The sequence below is a fragment of the Hydrogenophaga sp. genome (assembly GCF_051858985.1).
In the GTDB taxonomy this organism is placed as follows: Bacteria; Pseudomonadota; Gammaproteobacteria; order Burkholderiales; family Burkholderiaceae_C; genus Hydrogenophaga.
Genome location: NZ_JBHYGM010000003.1, coordinates 182,100 through 201,471, shown reverse-complemented (window position 1 = coordinate 201,471; position 19,372 = coordinate 182,100). Strand labels below are relative to the sequence as shown.

The 19,372-nt window shown below is 67.6% G+C and carries 14 protein-coding genes; 7 read left to right on the top strand and 7 right to left on the bottom strand.

Features of this window, described 5'->3' with window-relative positions:
* Positions 1 to 4: 4 nt before the first annotated feature.
* From ACTIEY_RS13350 to ACTIEY_RS13340, 3 genes are read right to left on the bottom strand one after another with little or no spacing between them, the layout of a single operon-like run.
* On the bottom strand, positions 5 to 805 hold the full coding sequence (locus tag ACTIEY_RS13350) for a crotonase/enoyl-CoA hydratase family protein (RefSeq protein ID WP_439519625.1): 801 nt from the start codon (positions 803 to 805) through the stop codon (positions 5 to 7).
* A complete protein-coding gene (locus ACTIEY_RS13345) occupies positions 802 to 1,176 on the bottom strand; it encodes an AtuA-related protein (RefSeq protein WP_439519624.1) in 375 nt (124 codons plus the stop codon). The genes ACTIEY_RS13350 and ACTIEY_RS13345 overlap by 4 nt, the downstream gene beginning before the upstream one ends.
* The gene (locus tag ACTIEY_RS13340) at positions 1,173 to 2,576 is read right to left on the bottom strand and encodes an acyclic terpene utilization AtuA family protein (protein WP_439519623.1); all 1,404 of its coding nucleotides are present in this window, start codon (positions 2,574 to 2,576) and stop codon (positions 1,173 to 1,175) included. The genes ACTIEY_RS13345 and ACTIEY_RS13340 overlap by 4 nt, the downstream gene beginning before the upstream one ends.
* Positions 2,577 to 2,744: 168 nt before the next feature.
* Here ACTIEY_RS13340 and ACTIEY_RS13335 point away from each other — a divergent pair, with 168 nt between their 5' ends.
* The 6 genes from ACTIEY_RS13335 to ACTIEY_RS13310 are packed head-to-tail and all read left to right on the top strand — an operon-like array spanning position 2,745 to position 9,418.
* Positions 2,745 to 3,620, top strand: coding sequence for a branched-chain amino acid ABC transporter permease (locus tag ACTIEY_RS13335; protein WP_439519622.1), 876 nt, complete (start codon positions 2,745 to 2,747; stop codon positions 3,618 to 3,620).
* 12 nt (positions 3,621 to 3,632) lie between these two features.
* Positions 3,633 to 4,709 carry a branched-chain amino acid ABC transporter permease gene (locus ACTIEY_RS13330; protein ID WP_439519621.1) on the top strand — a complete coding sequence of 359 codons (1,077 nt, stop codon included), beginning with the start codon at positions 3,633 to 3,635 and terminating at the stop codon, positions 4,707 to 4,709.
* The gene (locus tag ACTIEY_RS13325) at positions 4,706 to 5,533 is read left to right on the top strand and encodes an ABC transporter ATP-binding protein (RefSeq protein WP_439519620.1); all 828 of its coding nucleotides are present in this window, start codon (positions 4,706 to 4,708) and stop codon (positions 5,531 to 5,533) included. The genes ACTIEY_RS13330 and ACTIEY_RS13325 overlap by 4 nt, the downstream gene beginning before the upstream one ends.
* A complete protein-coding gene (locus ACTIEY_RS13320; RefSeq protein WP_439519619.1) occupies positions 5,530 to 6,318 on the top strand; it encodes an ABC transporter ATP-binding protein in 789 nt (262 codons plus the stop codon). Before ACTIEY_RS13325 ends, ACTIEY_RS13320 begins: the two co-directional genes overlap by 4 nt.
* Positions 6,319 to 6,323: 5 nt before the next feature.
* Positions 6,324 to 8,180, top strand: coding sequence for an AMP-dependent synthetase/ligase (locus tag ACTIEY_RS13315; protein ID WP_439519618.1), 1,857 nt, complete (start codon positions 6,324 to 6,326; stop codon positions 8,178 to 8,180).
* A 53-nt stretch (positions 8,181 to 8,233) separates the two neighbouring features.
* Positions 8,234 to 9,418, top strand: coding sequence for an ABC transporter substrate-binding protein (locus ACTIEY_RS13310; RefSeq protein ID WP_439519617.1), 1,185 nt, complete (start codon positions 8,234 to 8,236; stop codon positions 9,416 to 9,418).
* Between the two features lie 87 nt (positions 9,419 to 9,505).
* Here ACTIEY_RS13310 and ACTIEY_RS13305 read toward each other — a convergent pair whose 3' ends face one another.
* Entirely contained in the window at positions 9,506 to 10,840 is a 1,335-nt protein-coding gene (locus ACTIEY_RS13305; protein WP_439519616.1) for a Fic family protein, read from the bottom strand.
* A 148-nt stretch (positions 10,841 to 10,988) separates the two neighbouring features.
* On the opposite strand from ACTIEY_RS13305, the gene ACTIEY_RS13300 reads away from it, so the two are divergent.
* Positions 10,989 to 11,396 carry a DUF2784 domain-containing protein gene (locus tag ACTIEY_RS13300; RefSeq protein ID WP_439519615.1) on the top strand — a complete coding sequence of 136 codons (408 nt, stop codon included), beginning with the start codon at positions 10,989 to 10,991 and terminating at the stop codon, positions 11,394 to 11,396.
* Here the strand turns inward: ACTIEY_RS13300 and ACTIEY_RS13295 are convergent.
* Genes ACTIEY_RS13295 through ACTIEY_RS13285 form a run of 3 tightly spaced genes read right to left on the bottom strand, consistent with a single transcriptional unit; the run spans position 11,385 to position 19,085 of the window.
* The gene (locus tag ACTIEY_RS13295) at positions 11,385 to 12,809 is read right to left on the bottom strand and encodes an efflux transporter outer membrane subunit (RefSeq protein ID WP_439519614.1); all 1,425 of its coding nucleotides are present in this window, start codon (positions 12,807 to 12,809) and stop codon (positions 11,385 to 11,387) included. The two genes, ACTIEY_RS13300 and ACTIEY_RS13295, sit on opposite strands and share 12 nt — an antisense overlap.
* A gap of 4 nt (positions 12,810 to 12,813) precedes the next feature.
* Positions 12,814 to 15,954, bottom strand: a complete 3,141-nt coding sequence (locus tag ACTIEY_RS13290; RefSeq protein WP_439519613.1) for an efflux RND transporter permease subunit — start codon at positions 15,952 to 15,954, stop codon at positions 12,814 to 12,816.
* The gene (locus ACTIEY_RS13285) at positions 15,951 to 19,085 is read right to left on the bottom strand and encodes an efflux RND transporter permease subunit (protein WP_439519612.1); all 3,135 of its coding nucleotides are present in this window, start codon (positions 19,083 to 19,085) and stop codon (positions 15,951 to 15,953) included. Before ACTIEY_RS13285 ends, ACTIEY_RS13290 begins: the two co-directional genes overlap by 4 nt.
* Positions 19,086 to 19,372: the final 287 nt, after the last annotated feature.

The window sequence follows — 19,372 nt, the reverse complement described above, 5'->3', positions numbered from 1 at the left end:
CCGCTCAGAACTTCCCGTGGCGCCCCTGCCCGGAAGCGAAGCGCCGCGCGCCTTCCAGCGCGTCGGGAATGCGCTCGCGACCGCGCGCCCACTCCTGGTGCAGCGCCTCGCCCAGCGGCAAGTCCCACTGGCGCAGCGCGCTTTCGCGGTCGGCGCGCATCGTGGCCTGCGGAAACGCGGCGAGCTGCCGCGCGAGGGCGATGGCGGCTTCGCGCGCCTGGCCGGTGGGCACCACGCGGTTGGCCAGACCCATCTGCAGCGCCTCGGTGGCTTCCACCTTGCGGCCGGTGAGGATCAGGTCCATCGCATGGCCCATGCCGACCAGGCGCGGCAGGCGCACGGTGCCGCCGTCGATCAGCGGCACCCCGAAGCGGCGGCAATAGACGCCGAAGTAGGCGTCTTCCTCCACCACGCGCATGTCGCACCACAGCGCCAGCTCCATGCCGCCGGCCACCGCCGCGCCGCTCACCGCAGCGATCACGGGTTTGCCCAGTTGCAGGCGCGAAGGGCCCATGGGGCCGAGCGGACGCGCATCGCTGGCGTCGAAATCCAGATCGAGCCCGCCGGTGTCGCCCGACTCGGACAGGCGCGCACCGTACTGCAGATCCCAGCCGGCACAGAAGTGGCCGTGCGCGCCGTGGAACACCGCCACCCTCGCCTCCGCGTCGTCCTCGAAGGCGAGGAACGTGTCGAACAGGGCGCGGGCGGTCGGGTTGTCCACCGCGTTGCGCACGTCGGGGCGGTCGAGCGTGACCACCCAGACTTCGCCCAGCTTCTCGGTGCGCACCGCATCCACCGTGCTCATGGCCACACCCCCACGCGCGGCTGGTTCAGGGCTTCGCTCAGTTCTTCCTGTGTCACGTCGATCTCCATTCTCAACAGGGCACCGGCCATCGCCTTGCCCAGGTTGTCCAGCCGCAGATTGCGCGCGCCGCCGCCCTGCAGCGCGCCGCGCAACACGAACTTCAGCGCCAGGATGTTCGGCAGCGGCCAGGCGTCCACCTCGCCACGGAGCCAGGGCGCGAAATGCGCCTGCACGCGTTCGGCGCTCACCTCGCGCGCCAGCAGCCGGTAGCCGGCTTCGTTCCAGGCGAACAGGCCGAAGTCGACCCAGTCGGCCTTGTCGCCGCTGCGGGCATGGGCGATTCGAACGAGAGGAATGCGCACGGTGCTCATGCCGCGTCTCCCATGAACTCGACCTTCACGCCGGCTTCCACGTCGGCACGCGCAATGAGCGTGGGCCAGATGCCCAGCAGCTCGCTGGTGTTGTGCAGCCCCGTGAAGCCGCAGGTGTAGGCCGGTCCGCTCAGTCCCATCCAGGGAAACAGGCGGCCAAAACCGTCGGCCGCGGCCTTGTCCTGCGTGCGCAGCACCAGCCGCGTCCAGATTTCGTTGCTCTGGTTCAGCGCATCGGCCGCCGGCAGCGGTGCGAGCGCACCGTGGGCCGAGTTCAAGCCTGGGTACTCCACGTACAGCTCGTCATGTGGAACGCGCTTGTCTTTCAGCAGCGTGCGGATGGTGGACTGCGCGGCCTGCGCCTTGTCCCACGCATCGGGCCACGAGAAACCCCACGTCACCTCGGCCTTGTAGCCATCGCGAAAACCCGCCACCACCTTGAGCGTGTCGGTGGGCGCCGTGCCGCGCGCACCGGTCAGGTGCACGCGGTCCTCGCCCTCGTCCTTCAACTGGATGCCGCCCATGTCCAGCACCACGTCGGGCGACACATAGGCGTGCGGGTTGTGCACCTCATACAGCAGCTGCTGGCGCACGGTGTCGAAGTTCACGCGCCCGCCGGTGCCTGGCGCCTTGGTGATGAGCGCGCTGCCGTCTGTCCACACTTCGGCGATGGGGTAACCGATGTGCGCCAGATCGGGAATGGCCTGCCAAGCGCCCTGGCTGCCGAAGTTGCCGCCGCTGCCCTGGCCCGAACATTCCAGCAGGTGGCCCACGGTGAGGCCCTGCGCGAGGCGGTCCAGGTCTTCGCGGCGGGTGGCGCCTTCCAGCGTCCAGCCCAGGCCATGCACCAGCGGACCCAGGAACAGCGCCGCATCGGCCACCCGGCCGGTGATGACGATGTCCGCGCCTTCATCGAGCGCCTGCACGATGGGGCGCGCGCCGAGGTAGGCGTTGCCGAACACAAGCCTGCTGCGCACCTGCGACAGCGCCTCGCCCGTGAAAAGGTGGTCGAACGCGCCGGTGGGCGTGCCATCGCGCTGCAGGCGCGGCAACACATCGTCGCCGCTCACCACAGCGATGCGCGCCTTCCAGCCCTTTTGGGCAAAGGCCGCCAGCACCGCCTGCGCCGCACCCTGAGGATTCAGGCCGCCCGCGTTGCACACAAAGCGCACACCGCGCTCGCGCATGAGCGGCCACAGCCTGAGCAGCATGGGCACCACGTCGCGCGCGTAGCCCAGCGTGGGATCGCGCTGCCGGTCCTTCTGCAGGATGGCGAGCGTGAGCTCGGCGAGGTGGTCGCTGGCAATGAACTGCACACCGCCGCGCTCGATGCTGGCGGCCACGGGTTCCCAGTGGTCGCCGTAGAAACCGAGGCCGGCGCCGATTCGAATGGATTTCATGATGGACTTCATCTTGATGGCGCGTCGGCGACTCCTGATGGGGGACAACCCCTAGCGGCAGTCTCACGCAAGACAGCTATAAATTGCGCTCACCTGCTGGGAAGGTTGCAACAAAGTTTGCAGCAGACCCCGCCGCCAAGGCGAACAAGAACACACAGGAGACATCGAGTGCAATTGCTGCAGCTGCTGATCAGCGGCGTGGCCCAGGGCTGTATCTACGGCCTCATCGCCCTGGGCTTCGTGCTGATCTACAAAGCGACCGAAACCGTGAGCTTCGCGCAGGGCGATCTCATGATGGTCGGCGCCTTCTTCGGTCTCGCGGCCATGACCATGCTGGGCTTCCCGTTCTGGCTCTCGGTGCCGGCGGCCATCATCGGCATGGGGCTCTTCGGCGTGGTGCTCGAGCGCGTGGTGATCCGCCCCATCCTGGGGCAACCCGCGTTCTCCATCGTCATGCTCACCATCGGCGTGGGCTATGTGCTGCGCGGTCTCATCACCATGATCCCGGACATCGGCACCGAAACGCACACCCTGCCGGTGCCCTACGCCAACGAGGTGCTGCGCATGGGCGGCCTGGTGGTGTCGGCCGAGCAGGTGGTGGTGATCGGCTCCACCGCGCTGCTGTGCGCCGGCCTCTTCGCCATGTTCCGCTACAGCAAGCTCGGCATCGCCATGCAGGCGTCGTCGCAGAACCAGCTCGCCGCCTACTACATGGGCATTCCCGTCAAGCGCCTGAACGGCCTGGTGTGGGGCCTGGCCGCGGGCGTGGCGGCCATCGCTGGTCTTCTGCTGGCACCCATCACCTTCGTCCACGCCAACATGGGCTTCATCGGCCTCAAGGCCTTTCCGGCGGCGGTGGTGGGCGGCTTCGGCAGCCTGCCCGGCGCCATCGTGGGCGGTCTCATTATCGGCATCGTCGAGGCGCTCTCGGGCTTCTATCTGCCCGAAGGCTTCAAGGACGTGGCCCCGTACGTCGTGGTCCTGCTCATGCTCGTGCTCAAGCCCAACGGCTTGTTCGGCGAAAAGCTGCGCAAGAAGGTCTGAGGGCAGCACGTCATGCGCTTTATTTTCAAGACCGACTACAACCAGGACATCAAGCTGGCCAAGCACGGCGGGCACAGGTTCTGGTACAGCCTGCTGGGCCTGTTCCTCGTCACCGCACCGTGGGTGATCCAGGAATACTGGCTGGCGCAGCTCACCTTCGTGCTGATCTACTCCATCGTGGGCCTGGGGCTCATGGTGCTGGCAGGCTTCACCGGGCTGTTCTCTCTTGGCCACGCGGCCTTCCTCGGCGTGGGTGCGTACACGCAGGCCATCATGGTCAATGCAGGGATTCCGTTCCCGATTGCGCTGGCCTGTGCCGGCCTGCTCTCGGCCGCGGTGGGCATGGTGGTGGGGTTGCCGGCGCTGCGCGTGAAGGGCATCTACCTCGGCATGGCCACGCTGGCCTTCGGCTTCATCGTCGAGGAAGTCATCGCGCGCTGGGAGTCGCTCACCGGCGGCAACAAGGGCCTGATGGTGAACTACCCCAGCCTTTTCGGCTGGGACCTGGACTCCACCAACGAGTTCTATTTCCTCTGTCTGTTGGTCACGGTGCTGGCCACGCTGGGTGTGGTCAACCTCATGCGCTCATCCACCGGCCGGGCATTCGTTGCCATCCGCGATTCGGAGATTTCCGCGCAGAGCATGGGCATTCACCTGGCCCGCTACAAGACCCTGAGCTTCGCGCTCTCGGCCGCACTCGCCGGCGTGGGCGGCGCGCTGTATGCGCACAAGATCCAGTTCCTCTCGCCGGAGCAGTTCAGCATCATCCAGTCGATCGACCTGTTGCTGATGGTGGTGATCGGTGGGCTGGGCTCGATCCACGGCGCGTTCCTCGGCGCCATCTTCCTCATCGTCATGCCGCAGCTCATTTCGCTGGGCAAGGACTTCCTGCCCGCAGCCATCGGCCAGGCCGCCGGCCTGCAGGGTGCGGTCTACGGCATGGTGCTGATCGCCTTCGTGCTGTTCGAGCCCATGGGGCTGTACGGCCGCTGGCTCAAGGTGCGCGCCTACTTCCAGCTGTTCCCCTTCTACCGCAAGGGCATGTTCAAGCGGCAGAAGACCTTCCAGAAATCCGACAGACTGAAATGAACGACGACATCCTTCTTTCAGCAAAAAACCTCAGCGTGCGCTTTGGCGGCGTGCTGGCGGTGAACAACGTGAGCTTCGACGTCAAGCGCGGCGAGGTGTTCACGTTGATCGGCCCCAACGGCGCGGGCAAGACGACCGTGTTCAACCTCATCAGCCGCATCTACACGCCCACCACCGGCACCATCGACTACGCCGGCCCGGACGGCACGCTGCGCCTGACCGACCAGGCGCCGCACCGCATTGCCAAGCTGGGCATCGCGCGCACCTTCCAGAACATCGAGCTGTTCGAGCACGCCACCGTGCTGCAGAACCTGCTGATCGGTCGTCACACGCACCGTCGCACGGGGCTTTGGAGCGAGCTGTTCTTCACCGGCAAGACGCGCGCGGCCGAAATCGAGGCGCGGGAGAAAGTGGAGCACGTCATCGAACTGCTGGACCTTCAGCACCACCGCGAGTCGCTCGTGGCCGGCCTGCCCTATGGCGTGCGCAAGGTGGTGGAGCTGGCGCGCGCGCTGTGCACCGAACCGCGCCTGCTGCTGCTGGACGAACCCTCTTCCGGCCTCAACGTGGAAGAGACCGAAGACATGGCGTTCTGGATCAGCGACATCCAGAAGGAACTGGGCATCACGGTGCTGATGGTGGAACACGACATGAGCCTGGTCTCCAAGGTGAGCGACCGCGTGCTCGCCATGAGCATGGGCACCGAGCTGGCCACCGGCACACCCGCGCAAGTGCAGGCCGACGCGGGCGTGATCGAAGCCTACCTGGGCTCGGTGGACGACGTGTCCAGCCTGCGCCGCGAGAACCACAAGGTGGCAGCATGAGCGTTGCGACATCCGACGCGCCGGTGCTCAAGCTGCTCAACGTGGAGAGCGCGTACGGCCCCATCAAGGCCATCCGTGGCGTGAGCCTGCAGGTGCGCCGCAGCGAGATCGCCACCGTGCTGGGCTCCAACGGCGCGGGCAAGACGACCATCCTCAAGACCATCAGCGGCATCATCGATCCGCGCAAGGGCAGCATCGAGTTCAAGGGCGAGAACATCACCGCCCAGGATCCGGCGGCCATCGTGCAGCGGGGCCTCTCGCACGTGCCAGAGGGGCGCGAGGTGTTTCCCCTGCTCAGCGTGCGCGACAACCTGCTGATGGGCGCCTACACGCGCAAGGACCGCGACGGCGTGGCGCGCGACATGGAGGCGGTGTTCAACTACTTCCCCATCCTGCGCGAACGCGCCGCCCAGGACGCCGGCCTGCTCTCGGGCGGGCAGCAGCAGATGCTCTCCATCAGCCGTGCGCTGATGGCCAACCCCGACCTGATCCTGCTCGATGAGCCCAGCCTGGGCCTGAGTCCCAAGCTCACGAAGGAGATCTTCGAGATCGTGGTGCGCATCAACCGCGAACGCGGCACCACCATCCTGCTGGTCGAGCAGAACGCCAACATGGCCCTGAACGCCTCCGACTACGGTTATGTGCTGGAGAACGGCCGCATCGTGATGGAAGACACCTGCGCGCACCTTCGCGAGAAGGACGACATCAAGGAGTTCTACCTGGGCATGAAGGAAACGGGTGAGCGCGGCGAGCGCAGGTGGAAGAAGAAGAAGAACTGGAGATAAGGCACATGAGCAACCTTTGGGATCTTTCCAGCATCAAGCCGCAGACGCAGGTCGTCCTGCAGGGCGACACCATTCCCGCGCTCTTCTGGAACGGCGTGAAGGAACGCGGCCCCAACATCTGGATGCGGCAGAAGGACTACGGCATCTGGCGCAGCTGGACCTGGAACCAGACCGGCGAGGCCGTGCGCGAGATTGCCCATGGGCTGATGGCGCTGGGCTTCGAGGCGCATGAGACCGCGTCCATCCTCTCCAACACCACCATCGAATGGGTGCTGTGCGACCTGGCGGTGCTCAGCGCCGGCGGCGTGGCCAACGGCATCTACCCCACCGACGCGGCCGAACAGGTGCAGTACCTCTGCGCCGACTCGCGCACCACCGTGCTGTTCGTCGAGGACGACGAGCAACTGGACAAGGCGCTGGAAGTGCGCGCGCAGCTGCCGCTGCTCAAGAAGATCGTCGTGGGCAACATGGAAGGCCTGCGCGAACTGAACGACCCGCAGGTGATGAGCCTGGATGCGCTGCGGGCGTTGGGTCGCACGCACCTGCAGCAGTTCCCGGGCGCGGTGGAGGCGCGCGTGGCGGCCGTGAAGCCCGAAGACCTCGCCATCCTGGTCTACACCTCCGGCACCACCGGCCGACCCAAAGGCGCCATGCACAGCCACCACGGGCTGGTGTACACCGTGCGCGGCTACAACACGCTGATCGCTCGCAGCGAGAGCGACGAGTGCATGTGTTTCCTTCCGCTTTGCCACATCGCCGAGCGCATGGGCGGCGAGTATTTCTCGCTCTACACCGGCGCGAAGCTCAATTTCGTCGAGAACCCGGAAACCGTGCCGGAGAACGTGCGCGAGATCGCGCCGACCGTGTTCACTGCGGTGCCACGCGTGTGGGAGAAGTTCTATTCGGGCGTGATGATCACGCTCAAGGAAGCCAGCAAGGCGCAGCAGGCCGCCTATGCCTGGGCCATCGGCGTGGGCCAGCAGGTGGCCGACCTGGTGATGGCCGGGCAGCCGGTGCCATCGAGCCTTCGCATGCGCTTCACCGTGGCGCGGCTGCTGGTGCTGGACAACGTGCGCAAGCTGATCGGCATCCACCGAGCGCGCTTCCTGGTCACGGGCGCCGCGCCCATTTCGCCGGAGCTCGTGCGCTGGTACCTCGCGCTGGGTGTGCCCATGCTCGAGGTCTGGGGCATGACCGAAACCTGCGGTGCGTCCACCGGCATCCCGGTCGAGCGCATGAAGCCTGGCAGCATCGGGCCTGCCGCGAGCTACAACGAAGTGAAGCTCGACCCGGCCACGGGCGAGATCCTGGTCCGGGGGCCCAACGTGTTCATGGGCTACCTGAACCTGCCCGAGAAGACCGCCGAGACCATCGACGCCGATGGCTGGCTGCACACGGGCGATGTGGGCGTGGTCGATGAGGAAGGGTTTTTCCGCATCACCGACCGCATGAAAGACATCATCATCACCGCAGGCGGCAAGAACATCACGCCGAGTGAACTGGAGAACGAACTGAAGTTCTCGCCCTACGTGACCGATGCCGTGGTGATCGGTGACAAGAGGCCCTACCTCACCGTGATCATCATGATCGACCAGGAAAACGTGGAGAAATATGCGCAGGACAACGACGTGCCGTTCTCCAACTACGCCAGCCTCACCCGCGCACCCGAGGTGCAGGCGCTCATCCAGGCCGAGATCGACCGCGTGAACAAGAAGTTCGCCCGCGTCGAGCAGATCAAGAAGTTCTTCCTGCTCGACACCCAGCTCAGCGCGGAAGACGAAGAGCTCACGCCCACCATGAAGCTCAAGCGCAAGCTGGTGCAGACGAAGTACGAGCCCCAGATCGAAGCCATGTACCGCTGACCAAAAAGCCAACGCCTTTCCAACCCCTGACCGTCCACCCCAGGAGACACACCATGAAGACCCGATCGACTTTCACCACCGCCGCCGCTGCGGCCCTTGCGCTGGCGGCCGGCGCGGCCCACGCGCAGACCCAGGGCGTGAGCAAGGACGAGATCGTCCTCGGCTCGATCCAGGATCTCTCCGGCCCCATCGCCGGCTTCGGCAAGCAGGTTCGCCTGGGCATGATGCTGCGCGTGGACGAAGTCAACGAGCAGGGCGGCATCAACGGCCGCAAGATCAAGCTGCTGGTGGAAGACTCCAAGTACGACCCGCGCAACGCCGTGCTGGCCGCGCAGAAGCTCGTGAACCAGGACAAGATCTTCATGATGGTGGGCCACATCGGCACCGCGCAGAACATGGCCGCCATGCCGGTGCAGTTCCAGAAGAACGTGATCAACTTCTTCCCGGTGACGGCCGCGCGCGAAATGTACGAACCCTTCCACAAGCTCAAGTACAGCTTCGCCGCCACCTACTACGACCAGATGAAGCTGGTGGTGCCCAAGCTGGCCAAGGAAAAGGGCGCCAAGAAGGTGTGCGCCATGTACCAGGACGACGAGTTCGGCCTGGAAGTGAAACGCGGCGCCGAAGACGGCCTGAAGGCCGCTGGCATGAGCCTGGCCGTGGAAACCACCTACAAGCGCGGCGCCACCGACTTCGCCAGCCAGATGCAGAAGCTGGCTTCCGAGCAGTGCGACATGGTCGTGCTCGGCACCATCATCCGCGAGACGATTGGCGGCATCGCCACCGCCAAGCGCCTGGGCTTCAATCCCACCTTCGTGGGCTCCAGCGCCGCCTACACCGACCTCATCCACAAGCTGGGCGGCCCGGCCATGAACGGTTTCTACGCCGCCATGACGGTGCAGAACCCCTACACCGACGAAGCCTCGCAACCCATCCGCTTCTGGGCCAACAAGTACAAGACCAAGTTCAACGAAGACCCCACCGTGTTCTCGGTGTACGGCTACACCGTCATCGACGCCTTCCTGCGCGCTGCGGGCAAGGCTGGCAACAACCTGAGCACCGAAAGCTTCATCAAGGCCATGGACACCATGACCATCCCGCCCGACATCTTCGGCAGCTCCGAGATGACCTTCGGCCCGCAAAAGCGCCTTGGCAGCAACGCGACCCGTTACTCGCAACTGGTCGACAACCGCTGGAAGGTGGTGGGCGAATACATGAAGCTCGACGCCGCGAAGTGATCTGAACCACAGGTATGACGCCGCCTGCCTCGGCAGGCCCTGCGTGCAGCCGCCAGTGCCTTGTGTGCTGGCGGTTTTTTTTATGGTTCAGATCGGCCGGCCCGCTGCAATCCAGGCCTCGGTGGCCGAGAGGGTCAGGCGGTACCGGGCGCAGTTGAACACCTCGAGCTTCTTCAACTCGTCCAGCAGCAGCTCCCTGAATCCGGGTGCGGTGTCGTCGGAGAGTGCCAGTTCCTCCAAAGCCGCCTGCACAGGCATGCGCTCCCGCACGATCATCCCCATCGCATCGGTCAAACGTTCGCGGTAACGCAGCCGTGTCAGATCGGGTGCTCCCAACGACTCCCTGACCACCGCGTATTTCTTCAGCGAGCGCCGGTAGGCAGAGCCGAACAGGTCGACCGCCAGCGAGACGTCTTGGAACTCGTACACGCCCAGCATGGCCCGCGCGTACTCGTGCACGTCCACATCCAGGAACGAAAGTGGCGAGCAGTTGTAGAGCATCAGAGGGATGTTGGCCGCCAGGCGGCTGGTGCGCTTGTTGCCGTCCTCGAACGGCTGAAGGTACGCGAGGTTCACCCAGAGAAAGAACGCGGCCTCGATGGGGTTCTTGATGAGCCTGGCCTTGTCGACCAGGCTCTCCAGCATCTCTTCGAGCAAGCTGGGCACCTGGGTCGGCACATAAACCGTGTCGCTGATGTTGACCACCTTCTGACGAATCGTGCCCAACGCGTTGCTGTCGGCCAGCAGGTCCTGCATCAATACAGCGTGCAGGTTCCTCACCAGCGACGTGGAGAGTCCCTGCATCGGCACGGCGTCCACCAGGAACTCGATGGCGGTCTTGTGGTTGAGCAGCATCACCGAATCCACATCGGTGCCCGCACCACCGCGCTTGAAGAGCTCCTCCGTGGCCAGCAAGGTGTAGCGGTTGCCCTCCAGGCGAGACGACGCCCACGAGAGGTCGATCAGCAACTGCTCCAGCACCTTGCGGGCATAGGTTCCCGCCGGTTGCTGGTCCTGCAGGCGTCCGAGTCGATACAACTCGCTGGCCAGTTCCTGCGGCATCAGCCACGTGGTGTTGGGCACGTAGCGGTCCACGAAGTCGCGCTGGTAAGTGACGGGGTCCCGCGCGGCCAGGGGAACGTCCAGCCGGCGGCGCAGTTGGCGTGCGGCGGGCGACCAGCCTGTATGCCCGTCGGGTTCGGCCGCCAGCAGGGGCCGATGTATCGCAAGTCGATAGCGTGTCGCCCGCGCATGACCACTGCGCACCAGTTCGCCACTGGCGGACAGCGCAGCCAGGTGACGGCGCACGGTCGCGGAACTGCCCCCGGTGATTTCAACCACCTCCGAGGAAGACATCCCCGGTACATCGGTGTCGGCCTGGCGCCGCAGCGCCTCAAGCACGAGTTCGCGCGTGACTTTCATGCTGGTATCAGCTCAATATCTGCTCATAATGACTGCATATTAACAAATTTGAGCGAATATTCGATGCTTTGAGCAGATACTTGTGTCGCCGCCAGCGACACAAGCGCACCACGTGTCGCCAGAATCGGTTTTCTGCGACACGACCTCAATGACGCTCTCCCCCACCACCGCCACCCTCCTCGCCGACGCCATCCTGGCGTTGCACGTGGGCATCGTCGTGTTCGTGGTCGGGCTGCTGCCGCTGGTGCTGCTGGGCGGCGCGCTGGGTTGGCGCTGGGTGCGGCATTTCGGTTTGCGGCTGACGCACCTGGGTTTGATGGGCTTCATTGCGGTGCAGGCCTGGCTCGGTCAGTTGTGTCCGCTCACGGTGTGGGAGCAGGACCTGCGGCGCATGGCCGGGCAGGGCAGCTACCAGGAGAGCTTCATCGAGCACTGGCTGTCTCGACTGCTGTACTGGGAGGCGCCCTGGTGGGTGTTCGTGGCGGCCTACACCGCGTTCGCCGCGCTGGTGGCGCTGGCGTGGTGGTGGGTCAGGCCCCGTGCCTCATCGCGCTGACGCGGGCGGCTGCCACCCACCACCGAGTGCAGCCACCAGCGCCATGCTGGCCGCCAGACGCTCCGCCCGCACGTCGATGGCCGCGCGGCGGGCCGACAGTGCCAGGTTCTGCGCGGTGGCCACTTCCAGGAAACTGATCTCGCCGGCCTCGTAGCGAAAGCCCACCACGCGTTCGTTTTCGGTGGCGAGTTCCACCAGCCGCTGTTGTTGCCGCTCCTGCTCGGCCAGGGTCGACACCTGCACCAGCGCGTCCTCGGTTTCGCGCACCGCCGAGAGCACGCTGCCGCGCCAGGCGGCTGCCTGCTCGTCGTACGCGGCGGTGAACGCCACTTCGTTGGCACGGCGCGCGCCGCCGTCGAACAGGGTGGCCGCGATCTGCGGGCCGAGCGACCACACGCGCGCGGGCGCATCCAGCAGCCGCGCGAGGCTGCTGGCCTGCAGCGTGCCGCTGGCCGAGAGCGTGAAGTCGGGCAGCCAGGCGGTTTGCGCCACGCCCAGCCGGGCGTGTGCGGCGGCGAGCTGGCGTTCGGCAGCGGCAAGATCCGGCCGGCGGCGCAGCAGCTCGCCGGGCAGAGCGGCCGGCACCGGCGGCACGGCGGGCAAGGCGGCATCGATCGGCAACAGCGGGAACTCGGCCGGCGTGGAGCCGGCCAGCAGCGCCAGCGCGTTGGCCTCCAGCGAACGCTGCCGCTGCAGCGTGAACACCTGCGTGCGCAGCGACTGCAGTTGCGTCTCCGCCTGGATCACATCGGCGCGCGCCACCAGACCGGCGTCGTATTGCAGCTGCGTCACCTGCAGCGAACGCGCGTAGGCCACGTCGGCCTGCGCCTGCAGCGCCAGCGTGGCATCCAGCGCGCGCATGCGCACATAGCCCTGCGCGGCAGCGAGCTGCAGGGCCAGGCGCGCTGCATCGCGCAGGGCGGCCAGCGCCGCCGCGTCCGCCTCGGCGGCGTCGCGCGTGCGCCCCACCCGGCCCCAGAGGTCGGGCGCCCAGGACACATCCGCGCCCGCGGCGTAGATCTGCCGCGCGCCCGTGCCCACGGCAGCGGCGTTGCCGCCACTGCGCGTGATGGATGCGCCCACGCCCACCTGCGGAAACGCGAGCGCGCGGGCAGCGTCCACCTGCGCCATCGCCTGGCGCCAGCGCGCCTCGGCCTGGGCGATTTCGGCATTCGCCTCGCCCACGCGTTGCAACAGCCGGCTGAGCTCAGCGTCGCCGTACACGCGCCACCACGCGGCATCGATGGCGGCGGTGGGTGCTGTGGCGTCCACGCGCGGCGAGGCGTAGAGGAACTCCGTGGGCAAGGCCATGTCGGGCGCGCGGTGTTCGTCCACCGAGGCGCAGGCCGCAAGCAGCGCCGCCAGCGCAGCAGGCGCCAGACGAAAGGAGGGCAAGGACATCCGTAGCAACATGGGTTCAGGCGGTGCGGGTGGCCAGGGGCGAGGGTTCGCGCCACACGCGGCGGCGCAGGCGCTCCAGCGCAAGATAAACCACCGGCGTGGTGTAGAGCGTGAGCAGCTGGCTCACGGCCAGGCCGCCGATGATGGCGATGCCGAGCGGGCGACGCAGTTCGGCGCCTTCTCCCAGGCCCAGCGCCAGCGGCACCGCGCCCAGCAGCGCTGCCAGATTGGTCATGAGGATGGGGCGCAGCCGGCGCAGCGCGGCTTCGTGAATCGCCTCCTGCGGCGCCAGAGCGCGCGTGCGCTGCGCGGCCAGCGCGAAGTCGATCATCAGGATGGCGTTCTTCATCACCACGCCGATCAGCAGGAACAGGCCCAGCAGCGCAATCAGGCTGAACTCGGTGTCGGAGATGCGCAGCGCCAGCAACGCGCCCACGCCGGCCGAAGGCAGCGTGGACAGGATGGTGAGCGGGTGCAGCAGGCTCTCGTACAGCATGCCCAGCACCAGGTACACCGTGGCCAGCACGGCCAGCAGCAGCCAGGGCTGGCGCTGGAGCGTGGCGCGCAGGCTGCTCGGGTCGCCGCTGCGCTCGCCGGTGGAAATGCTGGTGGGCAGCAGCAGGCTGCCCACGGCGCGGTCGATGGCCTGCTGCGCCTGCTGCAGGCTCACGCCCGGCGCCACCGCATAGCTGATGCCGGCGGACGCGAACTGCGCGTCGTGCTGCACGCGGTCGCGCGTGAGGCCGTAGCTCCAGGTGGCGATGGCCGAGAGCGGCACGCGCTGGCCGGCGTCGTTCTGCAGGTCCACCTTCTCCAGCGACGTGGGTTCGCTGTTGCCGCGCGGATCGGCTTCCATCACCACGCGGTACTGGTTCAGCGGGTCGTACAGCGTGGCCACCTGCCGCTGCGAATACGCGTTGTTCAGCGCGGTCGTCACGGTGTCCATGCGCACGCCCAGGCGGCGCGCGGCCTCGCGGTCCACGTTCAGCACCACCTGCTGCGCGTCCTCGCCGGCGCCAAAGTCCACGTCGCGCAGCTCGGGCAACGCGCGCAACGCCTCGCCCACGGGTTTGGTGAAGGCGCGCAGGTCGGCCAGGGAATCGGAGCGCATCACGAACAGGTATTCGCCTTCGCCGCCGCCGCTGGAGAGGCGGATGTCCTGGTCGACCGACATGTAGAGCACGCCGCCGGGCATGGGCGGCGCCGTGGCCCGCAGCCGCGCCACCACCGCCTGCGCCGACTCGCCGCGTTCGGCCAGCGGTTTCAGGCGCACGCGAAACCACGAATTGCTGATGCCGTGGCGCCCGCCGCTGGAGCCCGCCACGTCGGCCACCGCCGGGTCGGCCATCAGGATGCGCCGGTAGGCGTCGGACTTGGGCTTCATGCCCTGGAAAGAAAAGCCGTCGTCGCCGCGCACGAAGGCGCCGAGCTGGCCGGTGTCCTGCTGCGGCAGCATGCCTTTGGGAATGGCCACGTACAGCCACACGTTCAGCGCCACCGTGCCCGCCAGCAGCAGCAGGGTGAACACGCGGTGGCGCAGCGCAAACCCCAGGCTGCGCGCGTAGCCCGACTGCACGTCGGCCAGCAGGCTGGCGATGAAGCCCGCCACCGGACCGGGCGCGCGCGTGCGCGGGCCGGCGGGCAGGCCGTGGGCGCACAGCGCGGGCGTGAGCGTGACCGACACCGCCAGCGAGATCAGCATGGCGGCCACCAGCGTGATGGAGAACTCGCGGAACAGCCGCTCCACCACGCCGCCCATGAACAGGATGGAGAGAAACACCACGATGAGCGCGAGGTTCATGGCCAGCAGCGTGAAACCGACTTCGCCCGCGCCCTGCATGGCCGCGCGCCACACGGTGCGCCGCCCCACTTCCTTCTGCCCCGCCGCGGCCTGCGCGGCGCGGGCGCGTTCGATGTGGCGCTGGATGTTCTCCATCACCACGATGGCGTCGTCCACCACCAGCCCGGCGGCCACGATGAGCGCCATGAGCGAGAGGTTGTTGAGCGAGAAGCCCTGCCACCACATCACCGCAAAGGCGCCGATGAGCGCCACCGGCAGCGCCAGCGCCGGAATGAGCGCGGTGCGCAGGCTGCCCAGGAAACCCCACACCACCACCAGCACCAGCACGCCCGAGAGCACCAGCGTGAAGCGCGCTTCACGCAGCGTGGCGCGGATGCCCGGGGAGCGGTCGATCACCGCGCTGAGTTGCGCGTCGGCCGGCAGCAGCGCGCGCAACTGCGGCAACTGCGCGTGGATCGCGTCGATCGTCTGCACGATGTTGGCGTCTGCGCGCCGGCTGATCATGAGCAGCACGGCGGGCTGGTCGTTGTGGTAACCGCTGGTGAAGCGGTTCTCTACAGAGTCGGTGACCTCGGCCACGTCGGACAGGCGCACCAGCGCGCCGTTCTGGTTGCGCACCACCAGCGGCGCAAAGTCGGCCGCGGTGCGCAGCGGCTCGGGCAGCGCAATCTGCCAGCGCTGCGCGTCCTGCTCCACCTGGCCCAGCGGGCGCCAGGCGTTGGCGTCCGCAATGGCGCGGCGCACGTCGTCCAGCGACATGCCCTGGTGCGCCAGCGCATCGGGCCGCGCCTGCACGCGCACCGCCGGCAGCGACGAGCCTTCCACCGACACCTCGCCCACGCCCACGATCTGCGCCAGCTTCTGCGCGATGACGGTGGAGGCGTTGTCGTACAGCGCCGAAGGCGGCAGCCGGGGCGACGACAGCGCCAGCGCCATGATGGGCGCCTGCGAGGGGTTGATCTTGAAGAACGTGGGGTTGCCCGTCATGCCCGAGGGCAGTTGCCCGCGCGAGGCGTTGATGGCGGCCTGCACCTCGCGCGCGGCCTCGTCGATGTCGCGGTCCAGGTCGAAGTTCAGCGTCACGCTGGTGCTGCCCTGGTTGCTGCTGGAGCGGATACTGATCACCCCCGCGATGCTGCCCAGCGCGCGTTCGAGCGGCGCGGCCACGGTGGAGGCCATGCTCTCCGGGCTGGCGCCGGGCAGGCTGGCCCGCACAGAGATCACCGGGAAGTCCACGCGCGGCAGCGGCGACACAGGGAGCATGCGCAGCGCCAGCAAGCCGGCGAGCACGATGCTGATGGCGAGCATGCAACTGGCCACCGGGCGGCGAATGAAGAAGCGGGCGAGCGTGTTCATGGCGCCGCCGCCGGTTTGCGCCGCCGCGTCAGCCGATCAAACGCCAGATACACCACCGGCGTGGTGAACAGCGTCAACACCTGGCTGACGATGAGCCCACCCACTATGACGATGCCCAGCGGCTGGCGCAGCTCGGCCCCGGAGCCGCTGGCCAGCATGAGCGGCACGGCACCGAACAGCGCGGCCAGCGTCGTCATGAGGATGGGGCGAAAGCGCAGCAGCGCCGCTCGGTGGATGGCTTCGCGCGGCGTCATGCCGAGGCGGCGCTGCGCGTCGAGCGCGAAGTCCACCATCATGATGCCGTTCTTCTTCACCAGCCCGATCAGCAGCACGATGCCGATGATGGCGATCAGATCGAGCGGCCGCCCCGCCAGCAGCAGCGCGGCCAGCGCGCCCACCGTGGCCGACGGCAGCGTGGACAGAATGGTGAGCGGGTGGACCGCGCTCTCGTACAGCATGCCCAACACCAGGTACATCACCACCACCGCCGCCAGCACCAGCCACAGCGTGTTGGCCAGCGAGTTGCGGAAGCCTTCGGCAGCGCCCTGGAACGCGAGCTCCACCGAGGCCGGCAGCGCCACCTGCACCTGGACTTCCTCAATGGCCGCCACCGCCTCGCCCAGCGAATGGCCGGGCGCGAGGTTGAACGACAGCGTGACCGCCGGGAACTGGCCCTGGTGGTCGATGGCCAGCGGCGCGCGCCGCTCCACCGCGCGCGCCACGGCCGAGAGCGGCACCGGCACTGCGCTGGCTCCACCCGTGGCCGGCTTCACGAACACGCCTTCCAGCGCCTGCAGCCCGCCCTGCTTCGCGTCGTCGGTCTCCAGCACCACGCGGTACTGGCTGGCGTGCGTGAACAGCGTGCTCACCTGCCGCTGGCCAAACGCGCTCTGCAGGGCAGAAGCAATGTCGCTCATGCGCAGGCCCAGGCGCGCGGCGGCGTCGCGGTCGATCTCCAGGAAAGCCTGCAGGCCTTCGCGCTGCAGGTTGCTGGCCACGTCCGCCAGCTCCGGGCGCTCGGCCAGCGCCTGCTGCATGCGGCCGGTCCATTCGGCCAGCACCGTGCGGTCGGGCGAGCTGAGCGTGAACTGGTATTGCGTGCGGCTGATGCGGTCTTCCATGCCCAGCTCCTGCACCGGCTGGAACCACGCTTCGATGCCGCTGATGCCGCGCGCGCGTTCGCGCAGGCGTTCAATCAGCTCGCTGGCCGACACCGAGCGGTCGGCGTGCGGCGCCAGCGTGAGCTGCATGCGCCCGCTGTTGAGCGTGGCGTTGCTGCCGTCCACGCCGATGAACGACGACACGCTTTGCACGGGTGCCTCTTTCAGCAGCGCCTCGGCCAGCGCCTGCTGGCGTTCGGCCATGGCGCCGAACGACACGCTCTGCGGCGCTTCGGTGACCACCTGGATGGAACCCGCGTCCTGCACAGGGAAAAAGCCTTTGGGCACCCACAAATACAGCAGCGCCGTGAGCAGCAGCGTGGCGGCCATCACCAGCAGCGCCAGCGGCTGGCGCGCCAGCACCCAGTCCAGCCCGCGGCCGTAGCGTTCGATGGTGCCGCTCAGCCAGTCGCGCCCGCCGTCGTGCGTGGGTGCGCGCTTGAGCATGCGCGCCGCCATCATGGGCGTGAGCGTGAGCGACACCACCAGCGAGATGCCGATGGCCACCGCCAGCGTGACCGCGAATTCGTGGAACAGGCGGCCCACCACGTCGGCCATGAAGAGCAGCGGAATCAGCACCGCCACCAGCGAGACCGTGAGCGAGATGAGCGTGAAGCCGATCTCGCTCGCGCCCTTGAGCGCGGCCTCCATCGGCGCGGCGCCGTCTTCGCGGTGGCGGGCAATGTTTTCCAGCATGACGATGGCGTCGTCCACCACGAAACCGGTGGCGATGGTGAGCGCCATCAGGCTCAGGTTGTTGAGCGAGTAGCCGAGCAAATACATGGCCGCGAAGGTGCCAATGAGCGAGAGCGGCACCGCCACACTGGGAATGAGCGTGGCCGGCAGCGTGCGCAGAAACACGAAGGTGACCAGCACCACCAGCGCAATGGCGAACAGCAGTTCTTTCTGCACATCACGCACGGAAGCGCGGATGCTCTCGGTGCGGTCTGAAACCACCTGCACCTTGACGGTGGCTGGCAGCGTGGCCGTGAGCTGCGGCAGCAGCGCGCGCACCTGGTCGGCCACGGCGATCACATTCGCGCCCGGCTGGCGCTGGATGTTGAGCAGCACCGCCGGTGCGAGACCACAGCCATCGGTCTGCCCCTCGGCGCAGGCCATGCCGGCCCAGGCGGCCAGAAAGCGGTCTTCCGCGCCCTCTTCCACCTGCGCCACGTCGGCCAGGCGCAGCGGCGCGCCGTTGCGCCAGGCCACGATGAGCCGCTGGTATTCGGCGGCGGAGCGGAGCTGGTCGTTGGCGTCCAGCATGGTGCTGCGCAACGCGCCATCAAAACTGCCCTTGGGCTGGTTGTTGTTGGCCGCGGCAATGGCCGTGCGCAGCTCTTCCAGCGTGAGCCCGTTGGCGGCCAGCGCGCGGCTGTTGGCCTGCACCCGAATGGCCGGGCGCTGCCCACCCGCCAGGCTCACCAGGCCCACGCCCTGCAGGCGCGAGAGCTGGCCCGCCATGCGCGTGTCCACCAGGTCCACCACGCGCGGCAGCGGCAGCGTTTCAGACCCGATGGCCAGCGTGAGGATGGGCGCGTCCGCCGGGTTCACCTTGCGGTAGATCGGCGGCGCGGGCAGGTCGGAAGGCAGCAGGCTGTTGGCGCTTTGCAGCGCGGCCTGCACGTCCTGCTCGGCCACGCCCAGGTTCACCTCCAGCGCGAACTTCATGGTGATGACCGACGCCCCGCCCGAGCTGGTGGACGACATCTGCACCAGCCCCGGAATCTGCCCCAAGCGCCTTTCCAGCGGCGCGGTGACGGTGCGCGCGGTCACGTCCGGGCTGGCGCCGGGCTGGAAGGTGAACACCTGGATGACCGGGTAATCCACCTGCGGCAAAGCCGACACCGGCAACTGCCGCCAGGCCAGCAAACCGGCAATCAGCATCGCCAGCATCAGCAGCGAGGTGGCCACCGGCCGCAGGATGAAAGGCCGGGAGATGGAAACCGGTGCGGCGGCGGAGGTAGACATGTCAGCCCCCACGCCCCCGTTCGCCCTGAGCTTGTCGAAGGGCCCGAGCCTGCCCACGCCCCCGTTCGCCCTGAGCCTGTCGAAGGGCCCGAGCCTGCCCACGCTCCCGTTCGCCCTGAGCTTGTCGAAGGGGTCTGGTGGTGCAGGCGTGGAAAGGCTTCGACAAGCTCAGCCCGAACGGAGACGAGCTCAGCCCGAACGGACACAAGCTCAGCCCGAACGGAGATGGGCTAAGCCCTAAGGGAGATGGGCTCATCCCTAAGCGAGATGGACTCAGCCCGAACGGA